Raw genomic sequence first — 20,707 nt, 5'->3', positions numbered from 1 at the left:
GACCCGTCACTCCCGGACGGACGACAGGCGCCCCGGCGGCGTGCGCAGGGCGAGCGCCGCCGGCACCAGGCTCGCGACGAGGGTGATCGCCACGCAGACGCCGGCGATCACCCCGATCGGCGTCCACGGCACCACGGTGCGCGGGTCCGCAACGAGACCGGTGAGCCCGGCCCGCAGCCCGGCCAGCATCCCGGCGGTGACGGCGCCGGCGAGCAGGACCCCCGTGGCGCCCACCAGCAGCGCCTCCACCGCGATCATCGCGAGGACCTGCCGCGGCGTGGCGCCGCCGAGGCGCAGGACGGCGAGGTCCCGCACCCGGGCCCCGGTGGCCATGACGAGCGTGTTGGCGATCGCGATCGACGTGTACACCAGCGCCATGCCGAGCACGGCGACCAGCGCCAGGTGGTTGAGGCGGCGCTGCGCGGCGTTCAGCGACCGGAAGTACTCGGCGGCGGTGACGACCCGCGCACCGTCCAGGGTGGACCCGGTGAGGTAGACCGCGTCGGCGCCGGTCCGCGGGGCGTGCGCCGCCCGGAGCGCCCACGGCAGCAGGACCGTCTCGTCGAGGTCCAGCGACGGCTCCAGCACCGCCACGACCCGCAGCTGGACGGGCGAGGCGTCGTCCAGCCACAGCGTCGCCGTGCTGCCCGTCCGCCAGCCCGCGGCGCGGGCCAGCCCGGCGCCGGCCACGACGGTGTCGGTGCCCGCGAGGTCGGCGACCGAGCCGGAGCGCACCGGCAGCCGCAGCACACCGTCGATGCCCGGTCCGGCGTACAGCGCGTCGAACTCCTCCGGATAGTCGTCGGTCGACACGTACACGACGGACTGCGCCGTGGGAACGCCCACAAAAGCCCGTGGAGGACCGACGGCACCGGAAGCGACCGGGATTCCGGCGGACCCCGACGGCAGGGCGATCGAGCCGGCGGTGACGCGGGCGGCCGACGCGCGCTCCGAGGCGTCCCACAGCGTCGCGGTCGCTGCGAAGGTCGCCGCCGCGATGCCCACCGTGACGAGGATCGGCGCGACCGTCGACGCGGTCCGCCGGACCGCCGTGCGGGCGTTGTCGCGGGCCAGCGCGCCGGCGACGCCGGGCACCAGCAGCCCGGCCAGCCACGCCAGCCGCGGCGCGAAGACCGGTGCCAGCAGCGCGATCCCGGTGATGGCCAGCTGCGCGTCGAGCAGGACGAGGGCGATCGCCTCGCCGCCGAGGGACGGGACGACGACCAGCAGCGCGGCCGCGCCGCCGAGGAAGAGCACGCCGAAGACCCAGCGGCCGGCGGTCATGACCCGCCGCTCCGCGGCCGCCTCGCGCAGCGCCTCGATCGGGCGGACCTTCCCGGCCCGCCGGGCGGCGACGGCCGCGCCGGCGAGCGCGACGAGCAGGCTCACCCCGAAGGCGGCGAGCAGCGGCCACAGGATGAACCGGGCGGTGAACCCGGGCGGCGCGAACCCGGACCGGGCCAGCCACGCCGCGAACGGCGGCGCGACCAGCAGACCGGCGAGGCAGCCGGCGAGGCCCGCGACGACGCCGACGATGAGGGACTCGCCGAGCACGAGCCGCCGCACCTGGCGCGGCGTGGCCCCGGCGGCGCGCAGCAGCGCGAGCTCCTGCCGGCGCTGCACGACCGCGAACGCGAACGTGCCGGCGACCACGAACACGGACACGAAGAGGGCGACGCCGGCGGTGGTGCCGAGCAGCGACGCGGCGACGTCGAGGAGGTCGCCGCCGGGGTCGGCCTCGGCGCCGGCCCGGCGGTCGCCGGTGAGCACGGCCGGGCCCGGCCCGACGACCTCGCGGACCTGCGCCGCGGTGACCCCGTCGACGGCGATCGCGTCGACCCGCCCCTCGGCGAGCGCCGCCGCGGCCGGGTCGGTGAGGTAGACGGCCGGCGGGCCGGTGACGATCCCGGCGACGAGCAACGCCCGCGGCCCCAGCGGCGTCGACACCTCGACCCGGTCGCCCGGGCGGGCGCCCACGGCCTCGGGCAGCGCGACCTCGTCGTCGGCGTGCGGCGGACGGCCGTCGCGCACGGTGTACGGGTGCAGCCCCGCGCTCGACCACGGGTGCGCCTCCAGCGCGACGCCGGCCACGTCGACGGGGACGGCACGGTCCACGACGACGGTGGCGCCGGGCAGCGCGGCGAGCCGCTCGGCGGTGCCGGCCGGCAGCTGCCGCGGGCGGCGGGTCCGGGTGCTGGAGGTGTAGTGCTCCCCGTCGCCCTCGTCGACGGTGACGCTGACGGTCTGGCTGCCGGTGACGACGACGGCCGGCCGCGCGTACCACACCGGCGCACGGCCGCTGGAGACGGTCGAGGCGATCGTCAGGCCCGTCGTGGCGAGCAGGCACGCGCCCAGCGACAGCGCCACGAACACCCCGGCGAACGACGCCCACCGCGCCCGCAGCGTCTGCGCGGCGACGCTCAGCACGGGACCGCCTCCAGGGACGTCATGCGCGCGGCGACGGCCTGCGCGGTCGGCCGGTCCAGGGTGCCCGCGACGCGCCCGTCGGCGAGGAACACGACCCGGTCGGCGTAGGACGCCGCGAGCGGGTCGTGGGTGACCATGACGACGGTCTGCCGGCCGCCGCCGTCCGCCGTGGACACCATGGCGCGCAGCAGCCGCAGCACGTCCCGCCCGGTCGCGGAGTCCAGCGCGCCGGTCGGCTCGTCGGCGAACAGGACCGCGGGCCGGGTGACGAGCGCCCGGGCGATCGCGACCCGCTGCTGCTGCCCGCCGGACAGCTCCGCCGGCCGGTGTCGTCCCCGGCCGCCGAGCCCGACGGCGTCGAGGACGGCGCGGACCTCGGCGCGCGCCGGCCGCCGGCCCGCGAGGCGCAGCGGCAGCGCCACGTTCTGCTCCGCGGTCAGCGACGGCAGCAGGTTGAACGCCTGGAACACGAAGCCGATCGTGTCCCGCCGCAGCAGCGTCAGCCCGGTCTCCGACAGCGTCGACAGGTCGGTCCCGGCGACGGTGACGGTGCCGCCGGTCGGCCGGTCCAGCCCGGCGGCGCACTGCAGCAGCGTGCTCTTGCCGGACCCCGACGGGCCCATCACCGCGGTGAACGTCCCGGCCGCGAACCCGAGCGTGACCTCGTGCAGCGCGGTGACCGCCCGGTCCCCGGCGCCGAACCGCCGGTGCACCCTGTCGAGCGTGACGACATCCGTCTCCATGCCGTCGATTCCATCGTGGACGACCGGCCGGCACACGCCCGCACACCAGCCGAACACCGGTATGGCAGGCACTACTACAAACCGTATGGCAGGCCCGACACCATGATCCGCTACGATCGGCGCCTTCGAGGCGGAGGTATGGCATGACCACGGTTGCCGAACACATCGACGTGGCGTTCGCCGGGGACGGCGCCGGGGAGGCCGACCTGTCGTGGGGGCAGCAGGACATCTGGCAGGCGATGGTGCGCCAGCGCTCGTGGCTGCCGAACGGCGCCTGGGGCCCGCTGCCCGAGGGCACCACCGTCGACGACGTCGCCGAGCAGCTGCGGTACATGATGAGCCGCTTCCCGACGGCGCGCACGAAGCTGCGGTTCGACGCGGAGGGTCGCCCGAGCCAGGTCGTGGCCGGGTCCGGCGAGATCACCCTCGAGATCGTCGACGCGGGCGACGACGACCCGGCGGCCGTCGCCGAGGCGGTACGGCTACGGCTGCAGGACGCCGAATACGACTTCGCCGCGGACTGGCCCGTCAGGATGACCGCGGTGCGGTCCGGCGGCCGGCTGACCCACCTCGTCGTCGTCATGTGCCACCTGGTCGCCGACGGCTTCGGCACCGGCGTGATGCTGGAGGACCTCGCCACCAGGATCGAGACGCCGATCCCGGAGCTGCAGCCGCTGGAGCAGGCCCGGTGGCAGGCGTCGCCGTCCGGCCAGCGGCAGAACACCCTCGCGCTGCGGCACTGGGACGGCATCCTGCGCGGCATGGCACCGCGCCGCTTCCCGGACCCGGCCGGGAAGCCCGAGCCGCGGCACTGGCGGGGCGAGCTCACGTCGTGGGCTCTCGCGCCCGCGCTGCGGGTGGTGACCGAGCGGACCGGCGTGCCGCCGGCGCCGGCGCTGCTCGGGGTGTTCGCCGTCGCGCTCGCCCGGGTCACCGGGGTCAACCCGGTGGTGCTGCGCCCGATGGTCAACAACCGGTTCCGCCCCGGGCTGGACCGGGTGGTGTGCATGCTCGCCCAGTACGGCATCTGCCAGCTCGACGTGGCGGGCACGTCGTTCGCGGAGGTCCTCGACCGGGCCAAGCGCGGCGCCATGACCACGTACAAGCACGCGTACTACCACCCGGTGGAGCTCGACGACCTGGTCCGCCGGGTGGTCGAGGAGCGGGGCGGCGACCTGGAGCTGCCGGCCTACTTCAACGACCGCCGCGCCGCGGGTGAGGGCGGCACCGAGTTCCAGGGCCGCAAGGACGCGGCGTTCGAGTGGACGACCCGGCAGGACGTGCCGTTCGAGCCGCTGATCGTGCACATCGACGACCTCCCCGACGACGCGGTGCGGGCGATCATCTTCATGGACACGCACGTGATCTCCCCGGCGGACGGCGAGGCGCTGCTGCGCGGCATGGAGGCCGTCGCGGTCGAGGCCGCCCTGGACCCGGAGGCGCCGACAGGAGTGTGACGGCGCTGCGGCGATCCCGCCCCTGGTAAAGCCTTTCGAGGTTTACGATCTGGTTTGTCCGGATTGCGGACTTTGAGTTCGGGGGTATTGCATGGTCTCTGTGACGCGGGTTCTGGCGGTGGCTGCGGCGGCCGCGGTCCTGGTCGTCGGGGTGCCGGCCACGGCCGGCGCCAGCTCCGGCCACTACCCGGTGGCGACCTGGTCGATGAACGAGGGCCCGGGCGCCCGCACGATGATCGACAGCAGCGGCAACGGACTGCACGGCCAGATCGGCAACGAGGTCGGCACCGGCGTCGGGGTCCGCGGCGCGACCGGCTACCGGTTCACCCGCCTGCAGCCCGACCAGCCGCCCACGCACCCGCGGCACCTGGTGACCGTGCCGGACAGATCCGCCCTCGACCCCGGCAGCCGCGACTACGCCGTCACGCTCAGGCTGCGCACGACCTACCAGTTCGGCAACATCATCCAGAAGGGCCAGGCCACCACGTCGGGCGGCAACTTCAAGTTCCAGATCCCGAACGGCATCGTGCAGTGCCTGTTCCGCGGCTCCAACGGCACGATCATCGTGCAGGCGTCCCGGCGGATCAACGACGGCTGGTGGCACATCGTGCGCTGCGAGCGGACCCGCTCCGGCGTCAGCCTCGAGATCGACGGCCGGACCGTGGCCCGCCGCGGCGGCTGGACCGGCTCGATCTCCAACGCCTGGCCGCTGTCCATCGGCGGCAAGACCGACTGCGACCAGCGCGACGTCGGCTGCGACTACTACGCCGGCGACCTCGACTGGGTCGAGATCGAGGCCCGCTGACCCGCTGACAGGGCCGTTCAGTGCAGGATGCTCGCCGGCGGCGTGCCGGCGAGCACTCTCGCGCCCACCAGCGGGGCGTCCTCCGTCGCCGCCTGATGTACGCGCACCGCCTGATACGTGAGCCGGTCCGCGAGCGCCTGCCGCAGCGGCGGCCACAGCTCCGCCCGGCGCGCCGCGATCGCCCCGCCGACCGCGACCGCCTCCAGGCCCGCGCTGAGCGCGAAGTTGGCGATGCCGGCGGCCAGGCGCTGCGCGTACACCTGCCAGAAGCGCGGATCGTCGACGTCCTCCAGCCCCCGGCCCAGCCGCCGGCGCAGCTCCGCGCCGCCGAGCAGCGTCTCCAGGCATCCGGTCTGCCCGCAGCCGCAACGCCGGTCGTTGCCCTCGACGAGCTGGTGGCCGGCCTCGGTGGTCAGCGCCACGAAGTGCTCCCCCCGCCCGAGCCGCACGGCCGCGCCGACCCCGGTCGACAGGGTGAGGTAGCCGCACCGGTCCTCCCCGCGCAGCGTGCCGAGCGCGTGCTCGCCGAGCAGGCCGCAGGTCGCGTCGTGGGCGACCCGCACCGGGCAGCCGAGCGCCGCCGCCAGGTCGCGGCCCAGGGGCCGGCCTTCATACGCCCGCAGGTGCAGCGAGACCCGCACGTCGCCGTCCTGGGTGACCCGCCCGCCGAACGACACGCCGACCGCGTCGGGTGGCTCCGTGACCGCGTCCCGCAGCAGGGCGAGCTGCCGGTCGTAGTCCGGCTCGGTCGGGAAGCGCACGACCGTCCCGTCCGCGGCCGCCACTCTGGTACGGGTGCCGCCGACATCGAACGCCACGACCCTCATCGCCCGCGTCACCGCGGCGGCGCCGGCTGGTCCCACGGTCCGGGCTCCGCGGGCTGTTGGCTCAACGGCGTGACCGGCGGCGGCTGGTCCCACGGTCCGGTCTCCGGGGCCGGTCGGCTCCACGGGGTGGCGGGCGGCGCCGTCGCCAGCAGCGCGGCGATGACCAGCGCCAGCCCGAGCACCTGCAGGACCATGAAGAGCAGGTTCATCCCGGCGATGGCGACCCGCATCTCCATCCAGCGCCCGCCGCGCAGGATCTCCGGCAGCAGCAGCTGGTAGAGCAGGTTCGTCACGGCCCCCGCGAGCAGCACCGCCAGCCCCGCCGACCCCAGCGCCCGGACCCGCGGCAGCAGCCGCCCCCGCCGGTTCCACAGCAGCACCGCGCCGACGGTCAGCGTGACGACCGCCGGGAGCGCGAACAGCAGCTGCGGCAGGAGGTACTCCAGCTCGAACATGGGCCGACCGTAGCAGCGCACCCTCACCGCGCGGGGGTACGACAATGGAACGATGATCGACACGCTGCGGCACCCGACGGAGGACGACCACGCCCGCGTCATGGCGGTCATGGACGAATGGTGGGGCGGCCTGGGCGGCGAGTCTGGCAGCGTGTACCGGGCGACGCTGCTGCCCCGCCTGTACTTCCAGCACTTCACCGACACCAGCTACGTGCTCGACCTGTCCGGCGGCCGGCTCGGCGCGTTCCTCGTCGGGTTCGTGTCGCAGTCCGACCCCGGGGTCGGCTACATCCACTTCGTCGGTGTCTCGCCGGCGCTGCGGCGCACCGGGGTCGGCGGCAGGCTGTACCGCCGATTCTTCACCGACGTCGCGGCGCGCGGCGTCCGGAAGGTCCACTCGATCACCGGCGTCGCGAACCGCCAGTCCCTCGCCTTCCACACCCGGCTCGGCTTCACCCTTGTGCCGGGCGACACCTCGCTGGACGGCCTGCCCGTGCACACCAACTACGACGGACCGGGCCGCGACGCCCTCAAGTTCGTGAAGCACCTCCCATGACGACGCGGGTGGTGTTCTTCGACCCCGAGCACGGCATCGGGCTGCGGATCGCGGCCGGCAGCGGGCGCAGCTGGCAGGACCAGCCCGGCGGGGACCCGCGGCACGCCCACTGCTCGCTCGACATCCCCCGTGACACCCTGCTGCCGTACCCGGGCGAGGACCGGCCCTGCTCGGACACCCTGTTCGTGCCGTGGTCCGACCTGGCCGCCTTCACCGACGACCTGGCGGCGCTGCGACCCGGCGGCACCGCCCGCCTCGGCGACGCCGGCACCGCCCTGACGATCCGGATGCGCCGCGACGGCCACCTCCGCGCCGAGGCCGTGTTCAGCGTCGGCCACCACGTCGCCACCACCGTCCGCTGCCGCACCCTGTGGGACTGGCACCACGGCACCCCCGACGACCTGCCCACCCTGGCGGCCCGCATCCGCGCCGTGGACCGCGTCCGCGCCGCGGGCCGTTAGGATCGATCGATGTCGGTGCTGCTGGTGGGGGCGAATCCGGGGCTGACCGTGGAGCGCGACGGCGGGACGGTCGCGTTCGTGTCGGTGTGGCGGGTCGACTGGTCGGCGCACGGCGCCGGGCGGGCGATCGTGCTGTGGCACGAGGGCCGCACCACGCTCGTCACGGACCGGCCGGAGCTGGGCCGGTGGCTGGCGGACACGTTCAACCGGCACTTCCCCGAGGTCGGGGGGCTGCCGTGGCCGGAGCCGGCGCTCATCGAGGCGCCGGTCGCCGTGGAGCTCGACCTCGCCGCCGGCTGCACGGCCACCGGCGGCGGGATCACGGTCGAGCTGAGCGGGCCGTCCGGGCACCGCCTGATCGCCGTGGACGACTTTCAGGGCACCGGGCGGAACCTGTCCACGGTGTTCGCCCGGTGCGGGCACGGCGCCCTCACGGTCGCGGGGACGCCGGTGCCGGGGACGGCGTCGGGGTTTCTCGCCGACGCCGAAGTGTGGACCTCGGCAGGGTGAGCACGGCCGCGGCCAGCAGCAGGTGCACCGCGCAGAAGACGATCGCAACCGCCGGGGTGGGCGTGCCGCCGACGAACACCGTGATGTGCGACGCCCAGTCCAGCCGCGCCGGGCGCCCTTCCGGCCAGTCGTTGAGGTAGTAGAACGACAGGTCGTTGAGGCCCGACACGACCACCAGCGCCGACGCGAACCCGAGCCGCAGCACGCGCTCCGTGTTCGCGCCGCCGAGCCGGTAGCCGAACAGGATCGCCAGGACGGTGAACGCGTTGACGAAGATCGCCATCTGGTAGAACGGCGCGAAGTCGCCGCCGTCGGCGAGCGCGACGACCCGCAGCACGTACAGGGTGTCCAGGACGCCCATGTACCCGAGGACGACGGCGGCGAGCAGGACCAGGCCCGGCGCGGCCCGCTGCGGGAAGCCGCCGATCGCGACGACCGCGAACAGTACCGGGCTGATCCGCAGCAGGAACTCCGCCGGGTTGTCGATCGTGCGGTCCGGCGGCAGGACACCCATGATGAGCACGGTCATCGCCGCGCCGGCGAGCCCGGCCGCCAGCCACCACCAGCGACGGATCACTTCTGCGTCCAGAACGGCCCGAGCGCCAGCGCGTCCATGTCGGTCTTGAGGTAGCAGCGGACCGCGTCCTGCGGCGTGCAGACGATCGGCTCCTCGTTGTCGTTGAACGAGGTGTTCACCACCATCGGCACCCCGGTCAGCGCGTGGAACTCGCTGATCAGCTCGTGGTAGAGCGGGTTGTCGACGGGCGAGACGGTCTGCACGCGGGCGGTGCCGTCCTCGTGCGTGATCGCCGGGACGACGGCCCGCTGGTGCTCCAGGACGTCGAAGACGAGCAGCATGACCGGGCTCGGGTAGCCGCTGGCGAAGTACTCCCCCGCGTGCTCGACCAGGCACGACGGCGCGAACGGGCGGAACGGCTCGCGGTGCTTGACCTTCTCGTTGAGCCGGTCCTTCGTGTCGGCGCCGCGCGGGTCGGCGAGGATCGAGCGGTTGCCGAGCGCCCGCGGGCCGACCTCGCCGCGGCCCTGGAACCAGCCGATGATCTTCCCGTCCGCGATCGCGGCGGCGGCGGTCTTCGTGATCGGGTCCCGGCGCTCGTACGGCAGGCCGGCCTCCGCGAGCGCCTTCTCCATGTCCGCCTCGGCGTAGGTGGGCCCGAGGAAGATGTACTCGCCCCGCGGGCGGGGCAGGCCCAGCCCGGCGGAGACGACGGTCGCGGCGCCGAGCGCGGAGCCGTCGTCGGCGGCGGCCGGCTGGGCGAAGAACTCCTCGAACCCGGTCTGCAGCAGGATCTTGCCGTTCATGACGCTGTTGAGCGCGACCCCGCCGGCGGTCAGCAGCCGCGGGTTGCCGGTCTTCTCGTGCACCCACTTCGCGACGTGCAGGCCCGCCTCCTCCAGGGTGTTCTGCAGCGCGTACGCGACGTCGGCGTAGTGCTGCGGCACGGCGTCGCGGGTCTTCGGCCGGGGCGGGCCGAACGTGGCGCGGAACTTGTCCGACACCTGGTGCTTGCCCGTCGCGTGGTGGCGGAACCAGCTGAGGTTCAGCGCGTAGCGGCCGTCGCTGTCGAGGCGGACCAGGTCGCGGAACTGCTCCACGAACGTCGGCCGCCCGTACGCGGCGAGCCCCATGACCTTGCCCTCGTCGCGGGTCGGGTGGAAGCCGAGCCAGCCGGTGACGTCGGCGTACATGGCGCCGAGCGAGTGCGGGAACTTCACCCGCCGCAGGTCGTGGATCCTGTCGCCCTCACCGACGGCCAGCAGCGTGCTGGTGCCGTCGCTGCCGATGCCGTCCCAGGCGATGATCGCGGCGTCGTCCCACGGCGAGATGTGCAGGGCGCTGCCCGCGTGCGCGTGGTGGTGGTCGACCAGGTGCACCTTGAGCTTCGTCGGCCCGTCGAAGCCGGTCGCCGCCCGCAGCAACGCCTCCAGCTGCGACGCGCGGCGCCACAGCACGAGCAGGGTGCCGCCCATGTGGTGGTCGTCGGCGTTGGTGGACGTCTCCCGCCGGGTGGCCGTCTCATGGAAGCCGCGGGCCTTGCCGTAGTCGCCGGCGTCGTTGCGCAGCACGGCCAGGGTGGCCGGGAAGTAGCGCAGGAAGTGCTTGCCGGCGTGCCACAGCAGGCGCCGTCCCTGGAAGAAGTACGCGACGTGGTCGACGTCGCCGAGGGTGATGCCCGCGCTGCGCAGGCACCACTGGATCGCGCGGACGGGGAAGCCCCCGTCGTGCTTGATCCTGCTGAACCGCTCCTCCTCACAGAACGCGACGATCCGCCCGTCGTGCAGGAGTGCCGCAGCCGAGTCGTGGTGTTGACTCAAGCCGAGTACATACATTGATCCTCATCTCATTGACCGAAGATCGTCCAGGCCCCCCGCCAACCTGCAAAAGTATTGACGGAAGTGGTTGCCCAAGGGAAGCCTTCCGGTCGGATTGTTGACCGCCTGCAGATCTTGGCGGAACATCATCAGCATCGACGAACTGGTATTGGATCTTCTCGATCCGACCGGCTCCGCCACGCCGCCGTGGTGGGGCTCCGCGGTCCGCGACGCCGAGCTGCACTCGGTGCTGGACTGGCCGGTCATGCGGGCGCTGGCGTCGACCCGGCGCGGCCCGGTCCTCGTCGGCGCCCTCCGCGACGGCGACAAGGTCGCGGGGCTCGTCACGCTGCGCCTGCGCCGGCTCCCCGCCCTCGGCCTCGCCGTCGCCGACGTGGAGAGCATGATCATCGGGGCGTTCTCCGGCATCGCCCTGGCCGGCGGCCTGCCCGGCACGCTGCACCCCAGCGGCGGCCCGGCGCCGTCCCTCTTCGCGGCCGCGGTCAGGACCCTCGAGGCGTCGTTGCGGCAGCGGTACGGCAAGCGCCTCCAGGCGGTCATGTACCGCCACATCTACCGCCGCGAGCTGCCCCACCTCCTGCACGGCGTCTCGCTCGTGCGCGCCGGCGCCCCGGCCCTGCTGCTGCGCAACACGTTCCCCGACTACGACTCGTACCTGCGAACCCTGCGCAAGTCGCGGCGCGTCGACCAGCAGCGACTGGTCCGCAACATCGACGCCGACCCGTCGCTCACCGTCGCCTTCGGCCCGGCCGCCGACGCGGGCCTCGACGCCACCGCCCTGCACCGCCTCTGCGCCGACACCGCCCGCCGCAACCACACCCACCGCTGGCCACCGATGCGGGTCTGGCCACAGGCCCTGTTCGAGACCGTCCTGCAGCAGCCGGACGTCCTCGCCCTGCGCTACACCGGCCCGGACGGCCTGGTCGCGGCGACCCTCACCTTCGACCACCCCGTGGCGCCGATCCTGGGCCCGTGGGGCGCCCTCCCACTCGGCGGTCCCCGGCGCAGCGGCCTCTGGTTCGACCACCTGGCCCGCCTCATCCGCTGGGGCATCGAGCAGCAACGCCCCCTCATCGTCGGCGGCAAGGGCGCCCAGGGCCCGAAGGAGGCCCTCGGCTTCACCCCAGAACCACAGTGGACAGTCCTCCGCCGCCTCACCCCCTGACCCCACACCCCCTGACCCCACACCCCCTGACCCCACACCCCCGGCACCCAACCCCTCGCCGCTCACACCCTCCGACGCCCAGGGCGCGACCCGCCTACCACAGACGTTGGTCAATACCCCTACTTGCGGCTTACTCCATAGGCAGTGAACGATCTCCACCCAACTTGACCACTTGCCCGCGCTCCTTCTGCCGCCCAAGACCCCGACGCCCGCACCCACCCCCGCACTCAAGGGCCCGTCGTCCGCGCCCACCCCGATGCCCCAGAGCTCGACACTCCCGGCGCCCCGGCGCCCCGGACGCCCGCGCCCACCTTGACGGTCGACGCCCCACCGCCCGCCTCCGGCGCCAGACCTCCCCAACTCCCGGCGCTCGCACTCGCACAACACCCTCCGACGTCCAGGCACGACCCGTCAGCACAGACGTGGGTCAATGCCCCATTTGGCGGCTTTACTCCATAGGCAGTGAACGATCTCCACCCAACTTGACCACTTGCCCGCGCTCCTTCTGTTGCCCAAGACCCCGACGCCCGCACCCACCCCTGCACTCAAGGGCCCGTCGCCCGCGCTCACCCCGATGCCCCAGAGCTCGACACTCCCGGCGCCCCGGACGCCCGCGCTCACCTTGACGGTCGACGCCCCACCGCCCGCCTCCGGCGCCAGACCTCCCCGACTCCCGGCGCTCGCACTCGCACAACACCCTCCGACGTCCAGGCACGACCCGCCAGCACAGACGTTGGTCAATGCCCCTGAATGCGGCTTTTGCTCCATAGACAATGCGCGATCTGCACCCAATTCGATCTCCGAAAGTGGGTGGATTGCGCAGCGTCGATGGCGAAACACGGACAATTTTGGGCATTGACCAACGTCTGCTTCCGGGTCGGGGCACATCGTCGCCGCCGTGTTCGCTGAATCGTCCGCGCGACCGGGCGGCGGTCGCTTCAACGGCGCCGCGCGACCTGCATCGGATTCGATCTCTGGAATTGCGGCCGAATCACGGAGCATCAATGACAAAGCGGGTGTTCTGGGGCATTGGCCAACGTCTGCGCGCAGGCGGGTGCCTCACTGGCGTCGCGCTCCCAGTTACGCCAGGTCCGTCTGCAGGCCGCGGCGGCGGAGGCCCGCGGCGGCGGCGTTGGCGTTGCGGCGCAGGCGCTCGACCTCGATGGCGAGCCGGGCCGCGCCCTCGTCGGTGAGCCGGTAATAGCGGCGGAGCCGGCCGTCGACGGCCTCCTCGCGCTCCACCGCGACCAACCCCTGCTCGGCCAGCCGGTCCAGCGCGCCATACAGCGTGCCCGCGCCGAGCACCACCGCGCCCCCCGAGAGGGCGGTCACCTGCTGCAGGATCCCGTAGCCGTGCAGCGGCTCGCCGGTGAGCGCGGTCAGCACCAGAAACGTCGGCTCCTGTAAAGGCGGCATGACCAGCAAATTACAACCGTCGTGATATTACGTCAATCGTAACATGCTGAAATCGGGCGGCGGGTCATGGCAGCATTCGGTGGTCGATGATGGCGGTGCACTGGCGACAGCACGGGACGAGGAGACCGGATGGGCGCACTGCGACGGCTGCGGGCCATGTCCGGGCCGATGCGCGCCTCGTGTCTGGTGCTGGCCGCCTGCACGACCTGGTTCCTGGTCAACCTGGTGACGCCGGTGGGGCCGCCGGTGCTGCTGTGGCTGCCCACCCCGGCCGGCGCGCTGCTGCTCACGGCCGCGTTCCGGCGCACGGCGAGGACGATGACGCTGCCCGCGCCGACCCGGAGGTTCTGGGGGCACCTGAGCCTCGCCGCGCTGTGCGTCGGGGTCGCGCACACCGCCCAGGCGATCGACGTGCTCACCCACCCGGACGTCGGCGGCGCGTACAACGGGCCCGTCCTGCTGGCCTTCGACAGCGCCGCGGTGCTGCTCATCCTGTACGCGCTGTACCGCCTCCCACTGTCCCGGCGCAGCGCCGGCGAGCGGCTGCGGGTGGCGCTGGACGGCGGCACGGTCGTCGCCGGCGCCGCCGTGTTCATCTGGCACTTCCAGACCAGGGTCGCGCTGCGCACCGACAACCGCAACGAGGTCCTCGGCTCGCTGATCCTCGGCGTGCTCGCCCTGGTCGTGGTGCTCGCGGTGGCGAAGGTGATGCTGTCGGGCTACGAGTTCATCGACAAGTCGGCGCTGCAGTGGCTCGCCTTCTCGATCTTCTACGGCGCCACCAACTCGATGCTGCAGCCGCTGCTCGCGCCCGGCCATCCGCACCTGATGTCGACCCAGCTCAGCATCCCGGTGGTGTGCTGCCTGGCGGCGTGGGCCGCGGAGCGGGAGCGCGGCGCGCCCCGTAAAGCGGTGACGGCGAAGCGGCGCCCGTTCAGCCTGGTGCCCTACGCGGCCGTCGCCGCCGTCTACGTCCTGCTGGTCCTCGAGACCTGGTTCGGCGACCACGGCGACGAGAAGATGCTGGTGCTCGGCGCCGTCACCCTCACGGCGCTGGTCATGGTGCGGCAGGTGGCCGCGTTCGTCGACAACGGCCGGCTCCTCGCCCGGCTCGACCACAACGCCACCCACGACGCGCTCACCCAGCTGCCCAACCGGGCGCTCTTCGGCCAGCGCCTCCAGCAGGCGCTGCGGGAGCCGGGCCCGGTCAGCGTCGCGCTCATCGACCTCGACGACTTCAAGGAGGTCAACGACACGCTCGGGCACGAAGTCGGCGACCTGCTGCTGGTCGAGGTGGCCCGGCGCCTGGCGGGTCGCGCCGGCGCCGCGGACACGGTCGCCCGGCTCGGCGGCGACGAGTTCGTCGTGGTGCTGCCCGGCGCCGACCCGGCCGCCGCCAGCCTCGCCGTGGAGCGGCTCGCCGACGCGCTGCGGGCGCCCGCCGTCGTCAACGGCCACGAGCTGCCGATCTCCGCCAGCATCGGCATCGCCGACGGGCGCGACGGCGACGACCCGAGCCTGCTGCTGCGCCGTGCCGACATCGCCATGTACGCGGCGAAGCGGCTCACCGGCACCGCCTACCTGCACTACGACTGCGCGATGTCGGAACTGGGCGGCGAGACCGGTGCGGGCGACCACCCGTCCCAGCTGCGTGAAGCCATCGACAGTGGGCGCTGCTTCCTGGTGTACCAGCCGATCGTGTCCCTCGACGACGGCCGGCTCGTCGGCGCCGAGGCCCTGGTCCGCTGGGACCACCCGGTCCACGGCGTCCTGCCGCCCGACGCGTTCATCCCCCTCGCCGAACGCACCGGCCTGATCGTGCCGCTCGGCCGGTTCGTGTTCGCCGACGCGTGCCGGCAGTTCGCGGCGTGGGACGCCCGGCACGGCGCCGCCGCCCCGGCGGTGCTCAACATCAACGTGTCCCCGCGCGAGCTGCGCGAGGCCGACTACGCCGGGTTCGTCGCCGAGACCCTGACGCTGCACGCCGTCGACCCGGCCCGCATCGTCCTGGAGATCACCGAGTCGATGGCCCTGACCCTCGGGCCGGCGACCGCGACCCTCGAGCGGCTCCGCGCGCTGGGCCTGCGGATCTCGCTCGACGACTTCGGCACCGGCAGCTCCACCCTCCGGCTGCTGCACGACTGCCCGGTCGACGAGGTCAAGCTCGACCGCTCCTTCACCCAGGCGCCCGCGCCTGCGTCGGGGGAGGGTCGTCCACCGGTCGCCGCCGCCGTCATCCAGCTCGCCCAGGCGCTGCGGCTGCACGCCGTCGCGGAGGGCGTCGAGACGCCGGAGCAGGCCGAGCAGCTGCGGTCGCTGGGGTACCGCTCGGCCCAGGGCTACCACTTCGCCCGCCCCGTCCCCGCCGCGCAGCTCACCGAGTGGATGACGGACCGCGCACCGACCGGCGTCGCTACTTGAGCGTGATCTTCTGCTGGGTGCTGCCGCTCAGCTTCAGCGTGGCCGGCTTGCCGGCGCGGGTCAGCGCGCCCTTGGGCTCGAACCGGAACGTCAGCGTCTGCACCGAACCCTCCGCGACGTCCATCCGCACCTCGTCGCGGATCGTGTAGCCGTTGGTGGGCACGGTCTCGCCCACGACGTCGGCGTTGGACGCCTCGACCGTGACCGCCTTGCCGTTGGCCGTCAGCTGCAGGCTCTGCCGCATGTCGACGGTGCCGTCCAGCACACCGATCGAGGTGAGCTTCGCCTCCACCCACACCCGCAGCCACGTGCGCCCGGCCGGCGCCCACGTGCCCTGCAGGCGGTGGTCGAACGGCTCCAGCGCCGCCGACACCTCGATCTCCACGGAGGTCTGGGACGGCTCGCCGCTGATCTGCCCGAGGAGCTTGTAGGACGTCTGGCCGTACGGCCGCGGCTTCAGATAGGCGGCGACGGCACCCGGCCCGACGGCACCCGTGCGCAGGTCGATGCTCTGGTCCTTGTCGGCGTCGGACACGACGAGCGTCACCGGCGCCCCGGCGGGCACGAGCGCGACGAGCACACTGTTCGGCGACACGATCCCCTCGACCGGGCGCGCCTTGTCGCCGACCCGCAGCCGCGCCTTCACCACCGCGGACGGCTGCGTCTCCAGGCCCGGCACCGCCGCCAACCGCGCGAACACGAACTCCTTGCCCTGCCCGGCGGCGATCGGTCCGCTCGCGTCGCGCGGCACGCCGGTCGCCGACTGCATCTTGCCGAACTGGGTGACGACCGTCGGCTCCAGGTGATCGGCGGTGCCGACCTCGGTGAGCCGCACCGCGTAGTCGGGCCCGCCGATCGCGGCGCTCGCCGGGAGCTGCTTCGCCGCCGGCACCGCGATTCCGCCGCCGGCGACGACGGCGAGCTCCTCCGCCACGGCCACCACCGACGGCAGCGCCGACGCGGGCGCCTTCACCGCCTCCCCGCCGCACCCCGCGAGCAGCCCGCACGCCGCCACGACAACCAGGACCCGTTCGCGCATCGGCACACCCTATAGAGCCTGTTTCTGAACCCGTCGGGCTGGTTGTGCTACAGGCTGGACCGGCGTGGCGGAGATCGACAAAGGCGGACTCTTGGTAGGCAATGGGTTCCTACACCTGCTGCCCTCCAAGAGTCCGCCTTGTCATTGAACACTGCCCCCAGCCCTGCCGGCACGGCCCGTCCAGCACGCCGCCGAGCAGCCACCACCCGTCACGGTGTCATGCACCTGCAGCTGCGCCACCCGAGTCCGCCGCTACCCGACCGACCTCACCGACGTGCAGTGGCAACGCATTGAGCCGTTCCTACCCGCCCCGGCCTGCCAGACCCCCACCGGCGGCCGACCCGAACGCCACCACCGCCGCGCCGTCCTCGACGCGATCTTCTACCTCGTCGACAACGGCATCAAATGGCGGGCACTACCCGCCGACTTCCCACCCTGGCGCACCGTCTACGGCCTGTTCGCCCGTTGGTCGGACAACCTGTCCACAATCGAACTCGCCGACAAACTCCGCGCCGACCTCCGAGTCGCGCTCGGCCGCAACCCACAACCCAGCGCCGGCTGCATCGACTCACAATCCATCCACGAATCAGCTGAAGGCATCGTCCCCACCGCCACCAGCGGCTACGACTCCTACAAACGCGTCAACGGCCGCAAACGCCAGCGCGAGCACAGCCGCGTGCAGCCGGCGCATCAGGTCACCGCCAGGCGACGCAGGCCCACTGCGGCCACCGACCTGGTGCGCTCCAGTTCTGCCTGGAGCATCTGCCTTCCCACCGGAGTGAGCTGATACGGCTTGCGTCTGTCCTGGGCTGCCAGGGCCTCGATGAGCCCACGCTCTTCCAGGCGCTTGATCGCCCCGTACAACGTGCCCGGTCCGGGGCGGTCGCCGATAAGCATGCCGATGTCCTCCTGGATGGCATAGCCGTACTTCGGGCCGTCCGCCAGGCTGACCAGGACAAGCAGCCCAGGCTCGGAGAACCTGCCCAGCTCGGAAAGGCTCACGGGAATCACCTCCTACTACTACGCAGGACGTAGTATCGCCGACGTAGTAATGACGTCAAGCTATCGAGGAGGGTTCCACCAGGGCGATTGCATAGTCGAGCGGCGAGGCGCGGTCCTGGCCGGCGCGTCGTCGTTCGCCGGGATCAGCGACTGGCGGCACGACCTCGACGAGCCGGCCCGAACGGACATGGTGCGATTACTCCTCGGCCAGCAGTCGAGCGGTGGGCATACGGTGCAGCAGTGCGGCGGGCACCAGCGCGGCGAGGGTTGCCAGCAGGGCGCCGGTCAGCACGGCGAGGACTGCGGTCAGGACCAGCCCGGTGCTCACCGAGCCGACCAGCCAGGCGGCGCCGCCGACGCCCAGTCCGGCGCCGAGCAGCCCGCCGAGCAACCCGATGCCGAACCCTTCGGCCATGACGAGCCGGGACAGCGCGCCGCCGCTCCACCCGGTCGCGCGTAGGGTGGCGAGCTCGGCCGACCGGTCGCGGATGTTGAGATACAGCACGTCGCCGACGGCGAACGCGCCCAGCAGTACGGTCGCGACCGCCGCGATTGTGTCGACAGAACGCACCTGCAGCGACACCGCGTCACCGAGCAGCGTGCCGACGATCGCCCCGTGGAACGCGAAGGTGATCGCGCCCAGCAACGTCGCCGCGGTGACGCCGATGGCGATCGCGGCCGCCCCGAGCGCCGTGCGGCCCGGCACGCGGGCCAGGTTCAGCAGTCCGAGCGTGATCGCCCCGCGCGGCCGGCCGGCTGCGCGCGGGTTCGCCACCGCGGGGCGCAGGCCACGGGCGGGGTGGGCCCGTGCCGCGCCGAGCGCGGGCAGCGAGCCGGTCAGCAGGGCGAGGCCCAGCGCAACTGGCACCGCCAGCAGCGTCTGGCCCCATGTCATGTGCACGTCGAGCAGGGCGCCGAGCGGCCATGCGAGCGCCAGCGAACCGAGTCCTGACAGCAGCCCGATCGCCGCGACCTCGCCCAGCACCGCGCCGAACAGCGACCGGGCCCGCCACCCGAGCGCAGCGAGCGCGGCAAGCTCGGTGCGCCGGTCCCGGACCCCGGCGGTGACCGCGTTGGCGAGAAACAGCGCGCAGACCACGAGTACCAGCACGAACAGCAGCGCGCTCTTGCGGTCGACGGCGCTGATGATGGTCGCGGCGACGCCCTTGCGCACCCAGGGCTCGCTGATCCGGAGTTCGGGACGCCCGAACTGCCCGGCGGCCAGCGTCACCGTCTGCGGCGTCGGGGACGAGCCGTAGGTGATGTCGACGTCGAGCCCGGTGGTCGCCGCGATCTGCTCGGCGACGACTCGGACCCGCTCCCGCGAGGTCGGCGTGAAGACCTCGACGCCGGCGACGCGGACCCGGATCGCGCTGATCGGCGCCGTCCGGTTGGGAGCCGAGGTCTTTGCGAGCACCGTCGTCAGCGCGTCGAGACTGGTCAACAGGATCGGCGGGGAAGACAGGTAGCCGGCCGGATTACCGTCGGGCCGCAGGGGCTGGTTGCCCAGCAGATCCATGGCGCGCTGGTCGGCGCCAGTCGCCAGTGGTGTCTCGTAGGTTTCCATCGGCACCCGGCTCAGCGGGTCGAAGCCGGTCAGCTTCCGGGGGTCGAACGTGCCGACCACCTGGGTCCTGTGGAAGATCTCGTCCGAGGTCCAGCCGATCTGTTCTGTGGTGCGGAATGCGGTGTCGCTGATCTGCCAGGGCACCACGTCGCCGTAGATCGTCGGGGTGCGGAAGGCCTCCGGGTTGGCCTCCGTGGTCACCGCGGCCAGCGTGCCGTCCGGCAACTGCTGATACTGCACTCCGCCGACCTGCACGAACTGCTCCAGGCCCGGGCCGCCGGCGTACTGCATATGCCGGGCGAGCATCGTGCGGTAAGCCTCCTCGGCGTGCAGGTCACGGGTGGTCAGCACCGGGTGCTGCGGCAGGGCGTCGAGCCACGCGATCGCCTCGCCGGCCGAGCCGCCGACAGGCCGCGTGCCGACTGGGATCCGCGAGACGGCGACCTGGGCGCTGTTGTCGGCGTACGCCAGATCGGTGGCGAGCACCGGCACCGACAGGTTCTGCGGTTGAGGGCTCGTCGGCCGGTCCTCGGCCGTCAGGAACCGCCCGCCGGTGACCGCGCCGCGCAGCCCGGCGAGCCGGTCCTCGGCCTCCGGGTCGACGCCGGCGACCAGCAGCGGCACATGCCAGCTCAGCCGCATCATCAGCCTGTCATTGACGGTGACGCCGCCCTCGACGTCGCCGGTCTCGAACCTGCCGTCCCAGGTCAGCCGCACGGTGCGCAGGTCGGTCCACTGCTGGTCGGTCGTGAGGTTGGACACCACGCCGTCCAAGAGCCAGTTGCACACCGGCTGGCCCTCCTCCAGCACCGCGATCGAGCCGCCGCAAAAGTCTTCGCGCTTGCCGACAGTGCCGTCGGAGAACGCGGCGCCCGGCGAGCCATACCCGTTGATCTTCGGCCAGCCGACGCCGTGCTTGGTGACGTAGACGTAGATCGGCCGGCCCGGTGCCCGGCTCAGGCGCCGGTCGGCGAAAAACGTGCGGTCGAGCCGGATGACCTGTCGGTCGAGGCTCATGTCGATCAGATCGGTCAGGTCGACGTCGCTGGCCAGTGAGGCGTTGGCGTAACCCGCCATCGCGATCGGCGCGGCGACGTCGATGCCGGGGACGGCCCGCACCTTGGCCAGGTCGTCCATGGTGAGCCCGCCGTAGATCCCGCTGAGCGAGTTGGGCCGCACCAGGCTGCGCTGGTCCTCCAGTGGTGTGTGGGTGCCTTTCGGCCGCACCAGGATCTCGTAGGCGGCACGGGCGCTGCGGTCAACGGCGCCGGTCACCGCCAGCCGGGCCGTGCCGGTGGCGCCGGTCAGCACGGTGAAGCCGGTGGTCGCGGTGAGCACACCCAGCAGGAGCGCCACCGACCTCGACGCGCGCCGCCGGAGGTGTGTCCAGACGAAGGAGATCACCCGTCCACTCTGTCGCAATGCATTGTGACAATGCAAGACGCGGTACTGTTTTGGCCATGCCGATCCATCACGCGGGAGCCCGACGAACCCGACGAAC

18 protein-coding genes are annotated in these 20,707 nt (G+C 72.9%); 8 read left to right on the top strand and 10 right to left on the bottom strand.

The genetic code is table 11. The features are described 5' to 3' along the window. Nucleotides 1-6 precede the first annotated feature (6 nt). Nucleotides 7-2,427: an FtsX-like permease family protein gene (locus AB0J72_RS35870; protein WP_363406744.1), complete on the bottom strand. Its 2,421-nt coding sequence runs from the start codon at nt 2,425-2,427 to the stop codon at nt 7-9. Then, nucleotides 2,421-3,170 (bottom strand): ABC transporter ATP-binding protein, encoded by a 750-nt coding sequence (locus AB0J72_RS35865; protein ID WP_360562314.1) that lies wholly within the window; start codon nt 3,168-3,170, stop codon nt 2,421-2,423. Before AB0J72_RS35865 ends, AB0J72_RS35870 begins: the two co-directional genes overlap by 7 nt. Before the next feature lie 143 nt (nt 3,171-3,313). Between AB0J72_RS35865 and AB0J72_RS35860 the strand changes: the two genes are divergently transcribed. Both AB0J72_RS35860 and AB0J72_RS35855 read left to right on the top strand, forming a co-directional pair. Then, entirely contained in the window at nt 3,314-4,627 is a 1,314-nt protein-coding gene (locus AB0J72_RS35860; protein ID WP_363406740.1) for a condensation domain-containing protein, read from the top strand. Between the two features lie 100 nt (nt 4,628-4,727). Then, nucleotides 4,728-5,432, top strand: a complete 705-nt coding sequence (locus tag AB0J72_RS35855) for a LamG domain-containing protein (protein WP_363406737.1) — start codon at nt 4,728-4,730, stop codon at nt 5,430-5,432. A 17-nt stretch (nt 5,433-5,449) separates the two neighbouring features. Here the strand turns inward: AB0J72_RS35855 and AB0J72_RS35850 are convergent, their stop codons facing one another. Next, nucleotides 5,450-6,250: an ROK family protein gene (locus tag AB0J72_RS35850; RefSeq protein WP_363406734.1), complete on the bottom strand. Its 801-nt coding sequence runs from the start codon at nt 6,248-6,250 to the stop codon at nt 5,450-5,452. A gap of 17 nt (nt 6,251-6,267) precedes the next feature. Then, nucleotides 6,268-6,714: a hypothetical protein gene (locus tag AB0J72_RS35845; RefSeq protein WP_363406731.1), complete on the bottom strand. Its 447-nt coding sequence runs from the start codon at nt 6,712-6,714 to the stop codon at nt 6,268-6,270. 52 nt (nt 6,715-6,766) lie between these two features. Here AB0J72_RS35845 and AB0J72_RS35840 point away from each other — a divergent pair, with 52 nt between their 5' ends. From AB0J72_RS35840 to AB0J72_RS35830, 3 genes are read left to right on the top strand one after another with little or no spacing between them, the layout of a single operon-like run. Further along, a complete protein-coding gene (locus AB0J72_RS35840) occupies nt 6,767-7,270 on the top strand; it encodes a GNAT family N-acetyltransferase (RefSeq protein ID WP_363406728.1) in 504 nt (167 codons plus the stop codon). Then, on the top strand, nt 7,267-7,731 hold the full coding sequence (locus tag AB0J72_RS35835; RefSeq protein WP_363406725.1) for a hypothetical protein: 465 nt from the start codon (nt 7,267-7,269) through the stop codon (nt 7,729-7,731). Before AB0J72_RS35840 ends, AB0J72_RS35835 begins: the two co-directional genes overlap by 4 nt. Before the next feature lie 9 nt (nt 7,732-7,740). Beyond that, on the top strand, nt 7,741-8,241 hold the full coding sequence (locus AB0J72_RS35830; protein ID WP_363406722.1) for a hypothetical protein: 501 nt from the start codon (nt 7,741-7,743) through the stop codon (nt 8,239-8,241). Here AB0J72_RS35830 and AB0J72_RS35825 read toward each other — a convergent pair. Both AB0J72_RS35825 and AB0J72_RS35820 read right to left on the bottom strand, forming a co-directional pair. After that, nucleotides 8,162-8,818 (bottom strand): hypothetical protein, encoded by a 657-nt coding sequence (locus tag AB0J72_RS35825; RefSeq protein WP_363406719.1) that lies wholly within the window; start codon nt 8,816-8,818, stop codon nt 8,162-8,164. The genes AB0J72_RS35830 and AB0J72_RS35825 overlap by 80 nt on opposite strands. Further along, entirely contained in the window at nt 8,815-10,578 is a 1,764-nt protein-coding gene (locus AB0J72_RS35820; RefSeq protein ID WP_363406716.1) for a carbamoyltransferase C-terminal domain-containing protein, read from the bottom strand. Before AB0J72_RS35820 ends, AB0J72_RS35825 begins: the two co-directional genes overlap by 4 nt. Nucleotides 10,579-10,744: 166 nt before the next feature. Here AB0J72_RS35820 and AB0J72_RS35815 point away from each other — a divergent pair, with 166 nt between their 5' ends. After that, nucleotides 10,745-11,761 (top strand): hypothetical protein, encoded by a 1,017-nt coding sequence (locus AB0J72_RS35815; protein WP_363406713.1) that lies wholly within the window; start codon nt 10,745-10,747, stop codon nt 11,759-11,761. Nucleotides 11,762-12,841: 1,080 nt separating this feature from the next. Here the strand turns inward: AB0J72_RS35815 and AB0J72_RS35810 are convergent. Beyond that, nucleotides 12,842-13,177 carry a PadR family transcriptional regulator gene (locus tag AB0J72_RS35810; RefSeq protein ID WP_363406710.1) on the bottom strand — a complete coding sequence of 112 codons (336 nt, stop codon included), beginning with the start codon at nt 13,175-13,177 and terminating at the stop codon, nt 12,842-12,844. 129 nt (nt 13,178-13,306) lie between these two features. Between AB0J72_RS35810 and AB0J72_RS35805 the strand changes: the two genes are divergently transcribed. Beyond that, the gene (locus tag AB0J72_RS35805; protein ID WP_363406707.1) at nt 13,307-15,598 is read left to right on the top strand and encodes an EAL domain-containing protein; all 2,292 of its coding nucleotides are present in this window, start codon (nt 13,307-13,309) and stop codon (nt 15,596-15,598) included. Here AB0J72_RS35805 and AB0J72_RS35800 read toward each other — a convergent pair. After that, complete coding sequence (locus tag AB0J72_RS35800) at nt 15,591-16,637, bottom strand: hypothetical protein (protein WP_363406704.1); 1,047 nt, start codon at nt 16,635-16,637, stop codon at nt 15,591-15,593. The two genes, AB0J72_RS35805 and AB0J72_RS35800, sit on opposite strands and share 8 nt — an antisense overlap. A gap of 274 nt (nt 16,638-16,911) precedes the next feature. Here AB0J72_RS35800 and AB0J72_RS35795 point away from each other — a divergent pair, with 274 nt between their 5' ends. Next, nucleotides 16,912-17,424 carry a transposase gene (locus AB0J72_RS35795; RefSeq protein ID WP_363406702.1) on the top strand — a complete coding sequence of 171 codons (513 nt, stop codon included), beginning with the start codon at nt 16,912-16,914 and terminating at the stop codon, nt 17,422-17,424. Here the strand turns inward: AB0J72_RS35795 and AB0J72_RS35790 are convergent. Next, a complete protein-coding gene (locus tag AB0J72_RS35790; RefSeq protein ID WP_363406969.1) occupies nt 17,328-17,534 on the bottom strand; it encodes a helix-turn-helix transcriptional regulator in 207 nt (68 codons plus the stop codon). The two genes, AB0J72_RS35795 and AB0J72_RS35790, sit on opposite strands and share 97 nt — an antisense overlap. 301 nt (nt 17,535-17,835) lie before the next feature. After that, nucleotides 17,836-20,610: an FtsX-like permease family protein gene (locus AB0J72_RS35785; RefSeq protein ID WP_363406699.1), complete on the bottom strand. Its 2,775-nt coding sequence runs from the start codon at nt 20,608-20,610 to the stop codon at nt 17,836-17,838. Nucleotides 20,611-20,707: the final 97 nt, after the last annotated feature.

The organism is Dactylosporangium sp. NPDC049742 (genome assembly GCF_040674675.1).
Classification (GTDB): domain Bacteria; phylum Actinomycetota; class Actinomycetes; order Mycobacteriales; family Micromonosporaceae; genus Dactylosporangium; species Dactylosporangium maewongense.
This window is presented reverse-complemented; position numbering and strand designations above follow the sequence as displayed.